1 protein-coding gene is annotated in these 293 nt (G+C 60.1%); it reads left to right on the top strand.

The genetic code is table 11. The features are described from left to right. Positions 1 to 293 (top strand): hypothetical protein (locus ACO0K9_RS28145; RefSeq protein ID WP_422990717.1); only part of this gene is annotated, 293 nt, incomplete at both ends.

Raw genomic sequence — 293 nt, 5'->3', positions numbered from 1 at the left:
AGCGGAAACAGCACAGGCCTGAACTTAACGTCCTCAAGCAATCTGGGCCAGCGCGGTAACCTTGGTTCCGCCAGCCAGGGCAAGACCGGCGAGCAAAGCAGCGTCAACATTGCCAACGGCAACCTGGTCCTGCAAGACCGCGACAGCCTGCTGGTCACCCGTGGCAACAATGTCTCCCTGCTACGCACCTACAACAGCCAGGGCGTGTTCAACGACGACAACACCGACAACTGGTGGATCAATGGCTACCGCCGCCTCGTCAACCTCACTGGCAACCTCAACCAGGCTGGCAG

Origin of the sequence: Undibacterium sp. Ji50W (genome assembly GCF_049340445.1) — a bacterium.
Taxonomy (GTDB): Bacteria; Pseudomonadota; Gammaproteobacteria; order Burkholderiales; family Burkholderiaceae_D; genus Undibacterium.
The sequence above is the reverse complement of the archived record's forward strand: the minus strand, read 5'-3'. Positions and strand labels throughout refer to the sequence as shown.